This window comes from Clostridium sp. DFI.5.61 (genome assembly GCF_024462915.1).
Lineage (GTDB): Bacteria > Bacillota > Clostridia > Oscillospirales > Oscillospiraceae > Lawsonibacter > Lawsonibacter asaccharolyticus.
Genome location: NZ_JANGBZ010000103.1, coordinates 1 through 4,786, shown reverse-complemented (window position 1 = coordinate 4,786; position 4,786 = coordinate 1). Strand labels below are relative to the sequence as shown.

Below are 4,786 nucleotides of genomic sequence, written 5' to 3'. Positions count from 1 at the left end.
AAGGCCCTGAAACTCCAGGCCACCGCCGCCCTTTTTTGGTAGACTTTTGGTAGACGAAAATTCAAATCGCATAGCACATAGGGAGTTCCGCAGGTCGGAGCATCTCCTGCGCTTGAGGGACAAGAAGAGAAGCGGAGTAGGAACCTTGTAAAAGTAACGGAAATTTTGTGAAAAACTTAGCGGCGGACAGGCGAATAGAGGAAATTTCAGAGAAATGGGAAGAAGGGCCTTGAAAAGTGGGCGGGAGTGTGTTAAGGATTATATAGTAGAGATAGAGTGTGACCAGAGAAGGTCTGAAGCTTTCGGGATAGATGGAAAGGAATGGCGGATCGACCCATGAGAAGACAGAGCAAGGGCTATGAAATCGATATGTGCAACGGGACGCTTGCCAACAAGATCCTGCTGTTTGCGCTGCCGCTGATGGCCTCCAGCCTGCTGCAGCTCCTGTTCAATGCGGCGGATGTGGTGGTGGTAGGCCAGTTCTGCGGAAAGGCGTCCCTGGCTGCTGTGGGCTCCAACACCGCACTGATCAATCTGCTGGTCAACCTGTTTGTAGGTCTGTCGGTGGGTGCCAATGTGGTGGTCGCCCAGGACCTGGGCGCCGGACGGAAGGCCGAGGCCAACCGCGCTGTGCACACCTCCATCCTGCTGGCTATGATCAGCGGCGTGGTCTTGATGATCTTCGGCGTCATTATGGCCCGCCAAATGCTGGAGTGGATGTCCTCCCCGGAAAATGTGATCGGGCTGGCCTCGGTGTATCTGAGGATTTACTTCATCGGCATGCCGGCCACCATGGTGTACAACTTCGGCAGCGCCATCCTGCGCGCCAAGGGAGACACCCAGCGCCCGCTCTATTTCCTGCTGGCTGCAGGTGTGCTCAATGTGGTGCTGAACCTGTTCTTTGTCATCGTTTGCAGGTTGGATGTGGCAGGTGTCGCCATGGCCACCAGCATTTCCCAGTATGTCTCTGCCTGGCTGATCCTGCGCTGCCTGATGCGGGAGCACGGGGCGCTGCACCTGAACCTTCACCGGATGCACTTGAACAAGCGGGTCATCGGTCGGATCTTTCAGGTGGGCCTGCCCGCCGGCTTCCAGGGCGTCATCTTCTCCCTGTCCAATGTGGTGATCCAGTCCTCCATCAACTCCTTCGGCGACACGGTAATGGCGGGGTCCGCCGCAGCCCAGAATATCGAGGGCTTCGTTTACGCGGCCATGAACGCTTTCTATCAGAGCGCCCTGACCTTCAGCGGGCAGAACTATGGTGCCGGCAAATGCGACCGCGTGGACAAGGTGGCCCTCTACTGCCAGGGCTTTGTGATTCTGACCGGCCTGATCCTGGGTAACCTGGCCTTTTTCTTCGGCTCTCAGCTCCTTGGCATCTACGCACCTGGGGAGCCGGACGTGATCCAGCAGGGGCTGGTGCGGATGTCCTATATCGGCCGGCTGTACGCCATCTGTGGTATTATGGATACCATGGTGGGCATCCTAAGAGGGATCGGCTATTCTATCGTGCCCATGGTGGTCTCCCTGCTGGGCTCCTGTGTGCTGCGCCTGCTGTGGGTCTGGTTCGTGTTCCCCCTGGACCCGGTTCCAGGGAACCTGTATATCTCTTATCCCATCACCTGGGCAATCACAGGAGCGGTCCACATCATCATGTTCCTGGCGATTCGGAAAAAGGCGTACGCCAAGGTACAGGGGAGCGGTCCCTCCTATCTGTCTGTGGATGGACACCATCCGGAAGCGACGGAGCAGTGAAAAGAAAAAGCGGCTGGGGTCTCTGCGCGGAGATCTCAGCCGCTTCTGCCTGTTTAAAAAGAAAAAATCGACCAACAGAAAACTTTTCTGGCGTCATGACCGTCTGAACTAGGTAGAAGGGCCCCTTCTCTCTGCATGGCCCCGTGGCGCGGGGATTGTAACAAAATTGTTGCTTGCATCCGGCAGTGAAACCCGGTATTCTGTTGCAGGAGGAGGGGGAGGCTATGGACTATGACAGACTGCTCAATCTGACCACGGATCTGGGATACCAGCTGATGGCCAGCGGGGCGGAGATCTACCGGGTGGAGGAATCCATGCATCGGGTGCTGAATGCCTATGGCCTGGAGCGGCCGGAGGTGTTTGCCATCCCGAACTGCATCATCGTCAGCGTGACTACGCCCCAGGGGCATCCTATCACCCGGATGCGGCGCATCCCGGGCCATGGGACAGACATTGAGCTGCTGGAGCGGTGCAATGACCTGTGCCGGCATCTATGCAGCCAGGTCCCACCACTGGAGGATGCCCAGAGCTTGGTCTCCGCCCTGGAGAGAGGGTATCCCCGCTACTCGTCCCATCAGGTACTGATGGGGTATGGTTTGGCCCCCGCTTTTTTCACCCTTCTATTCGGAGGTCATTTCCTGGACGGCCTGTGTGCTTTCGTGTGCGGCTTGGCGGTAGGGATCTGCCTTTTATATGGGGGGCGGTTCATTGGGAGCAACAGCTTCTTCCGCACCGTAGTATGCAGCACAGTGGGCTCGCTGCTCTCCCTGCTGCTGGTGCGCCTGGGCTTCGGATACGACGTGGATACTGTGACTATCGGTGTGCTGATGGTGCTGGTGCCCGGCGTGGCGCTGACCAACGCCATGCGGGAGATCATGGCCGGGGACATCATCTCGGGCCTGAGCCGGACAGCGGACGCCATCCTGGTGGCTTCGGCCATTGCCCTGGGCACGGTGGTGGGGCTGGCCATCGGCCAGATGCTTTAGGACCGTTGGAGGTGGATCGGGATGGAGCGAATTTTTCTGGACTATGTCTTGCCCTGCCTCTGGGCCTTTCTGGCCTGCGTAGGCTTTACACTGGTCTTCAACATCCACGGCGTAGGAAAGCTGATCTGCGGCTTCGGGGGAGGACTGGGCTGGCTGGTGTATCTGCTGGCGGGCAGCAGCATCGTGGCCGCGTTCCTGGCTGCGGTGGCCATAGGCGTCTTTTCGGAGATCATGGCCCGGCTGCGCCGCTGCCCGGTGACCGGCTATCTGCTGGTAGCACTTCTCCCCCTGGTTCCGGGGGGAGGTATCTATTACGCCATGAGCTACTGCGTGGCGGGAGATACAGACCGGTTCCTGGCTGAGTTGCTGCACACCTTTGGGATGGCGGCGGCCCTGGCGGTGGGAGCCATGCTGGCCTCGTCTGTATTTCGGACGGTGTTTCCTCGGCTGTACCACCGGCCGGCCGGGTCCTGAGACGGGGCAAAGAGAGAGAATCATGCGACTGGAATTTTTGGAGGTAATCTGATGAAGCGTTTTCCTTCCTTTCTCTGTTTCCTGATGGCAGCGGCTATCTCGGCCAGCCTGACCGGGTGCGGCGGCAGCCCCGGCGCAGGCAGCTCCGCCCAGGGACAGTCGGCTGACCCGCCTGCCCAGAGTGCTCAGCCGGAGGCCGGTACCCCGGCGGCTGACCCCTCCGGGGCGCCGGATCATAATGTGCCTGGAGAGGGCCCTGCCGGAGCTGTGCCGGAGGGAGAGCCCTCCACCCTGTCCGGCGGATCAGAACAGGGGCGGAACGTCCCAAACAGCCCGGAGGACAAGCCTGCCCATGTGGGAGAGAGCGGAGAGAGCAGCTACGACTTCTCCCAGCCCGCGCCGGAGAGTCCGGCAGTGGACAACACCTACTTTGAGGACGCCGCTTTTGTGGGGGACTCCCGCACGGACGGCTTCCTGCTTTACAGTGGGATCGGGACTGGGACCAACCTGACCTCCAATGGCCTGTCCATCTTCAAGCTGGCGGAGAAAAAGGTGATCACGATTGATGGGACCGCCTATACGCTGCTGGAGGCCCTGGAGCTGGGCGAATATGGAAAGGTGTACCTGTCCCTGGGCGTCAATGAGCTGGGCTACTACAACGACGAAGGCTTTTACCAGGCATACTGTGACGCCATCGATGCTATCCGGGCTTGCCAGCCCGACGCGGTCATCTACATCCAGGGCCTGATCCCTCTGAACGAGTCGGTGGTGGCGGCATCTGGCGGCCCCAGCTATCTGACCAACGAGCACCTCCGGGTGTACAACGGCCTGATGCAGAAAGCGGCAGAGGAAAAGCAGGTGGTGTTTCTGGACCTGTATTCCGAATTTGCCAATGAGAACGGGGAACTGCCCGAGGAGGCCAGCAAGGACGGGGTGCATCTGAAGAGCGACTACTGCAAGCAGTGGCTGGAGTATCTGAAAGTCCATACTGTGGACTTCGAAACACTTTATCCGGAGGGAACTGAGACATGAGACGATTTGCTGGGATAGCGGCGGTACTGTTTCTGCTTTTGCTGCCGCTGGCCGCCTGCGGCGGCGCGGAGGAGAAGGCTGGGTTTGACCCGGAGATCACCCTCCAGGCGCTGGCGGACGCTGGAGCCTTCTCTGAGGAACTGGAGGAGCTGGACGGCGACACTGCCTTTACCCTCTACGGCTTGGGAAACTCCGGGCTGGAGCGGGAGGATCTGACCGCCGCCAAGGTACTGCGCTCAGCGGGCGCCACCTGTGAGGAGGGGGCTGTCCTGGTCTTCACCAGCGGGGACCAAGCGCAGACAGCCGTCCAGGTGCTGGGAGACTATGTGCAGAAGCAGATAGACTCCAACCGGGACTACCGTCCTCAGGAGCTGCCCAAGCTGGAGAGCGCCGTCATCCAGCAGCGGGAGAACACTGTGCTGCTGCTGGTGGCCGGCGACCTGGAGGCGGCTCAGGGCGTGCTGGAGCAGTAAAGGGAGATAGACTGGGGGGGGGGGGGGGGGGGGGGGGGGGGGGGGGGGGGGGGGGGGGGGGGGGGG

5 protein-coding genes are annotated in these 4,786 nt (G+C 60.3%); all 5 read left to right on the top strand.

Annotated elements, in window-relative coordinates; translation table 11 throughout:
- The first annotated feature begins 336 nt into the window (after nucleotides 1–336).
- The 5 genes from NE584_RS19100 to NE584_RS19080 all read left to right on the top strand — a co-directional run bounded on the left by NE584_RS19100 (nucleotide 337) and on the right by NE584_RS19080 (nucleotide 4,720).
- On the top strand, nucleotides 337–1,755 hold the full coding sequence (locus NE584_RS19100) for an MATE family efflux transporter (protein ID WP_077138682.1): 1,419 nt from the start codon (nucleotides 337–339) through the stop codon (nucleotides 1,753–1,755).
- Between the two features lie 224 nt (nucleotides 1,756–1,979).
- The gene (locus NE584_RS19095; RefSeq protein WP_108980013.1) at nucleotides 1,980–2,741 is read left to right on the top strand and encodes a threonine/serine exporter family protein; all 762 of its coding nucleotides are present in this window, start codon (nucleotides 1,980–1,982) and stop codon (nucleotides 2,739–2,741) included.
- A 21-nt stretch (nucleotides 2,742–2,762) separates the two neighbouring features.
- Nucleotides 2,763–3,215 carry a threonine/serine exporter family protein gene (locus NE584_RS19090; protein ID WP_050622898.1) on the top strand — a complete coding sequence of 151 codons (453 nt, stop codon included), beginning with the start codon at nucleotides 2,763–2,765 and terminating at the stop codon, nucleotides 3,213–3,215.
- 51 nt (nucleotides 3,216–3,266) lie between these two features.
- The gene (locus NE584_RS19085) at nucleotides 3,267–4,247 is read left to right on the top strand and encodes a GDSL-type esterase/lipase family protein (protein WP_256183521.1); all 981 of its coding nucleotides are present in this window, start codon (nucleotides 3,267–3,269) and stop codon (nucleotides 4,245–4,247) included.
- A complete protein-coding gene (locus NE584_RS19080) occupies nucleotides 4,244–4,720 on the top strand; it encodes a DUF4358 domain-containing protein (RefSeq protein ID WP_050622896.1) in 477 nt (158 codons plus the stop codon). Before NE584_RS19085 ends, NE584_RS19080 begins: the two co-directional genes overlap by 4 nt.
- Nucleotides 4,721–4,786 lie beyond the last annotated feature (66 nt).

Bases quoted from the DNA above. Each gene is read 5' to 3' on its own strand.
- NE584_RS19100 (WP_077138682.1), top strand. From the start codon at position 337: ATGAGAAGACAGAGCAAGGGCTATGAAATCGATATGTGCAACGGGACG.
- NE584_RS19095 (WP_108980013.1), top strand. From the start codon at position 1,980: ATGGACTATGACAGACTGCTCAATCTGACCACGGATCTGGGATACCAG.
- NE584_RS19090 (WP_050622898.1), top strand. From the start codon at position 2,763: ATGGAGCGAATTTTTCTGGACTATGTCTTGCCCTGCCTCTGGGCCTTT.
- NE584_RS19085 (WP_256183521.1), top strand. From the start codon at position 3,267: ATGAAGCGTTTTCCTTCCTTTCTCTGTTTCCTGATGGCAGCGGCTATC.
- NE584_RS19080 (WP_050622896.1), top strand. From the start codon at position 4,244: ATGAGACGATTTGCTGGGATAGCGGCGGTACTGTTTCTGCTTTTGCTG.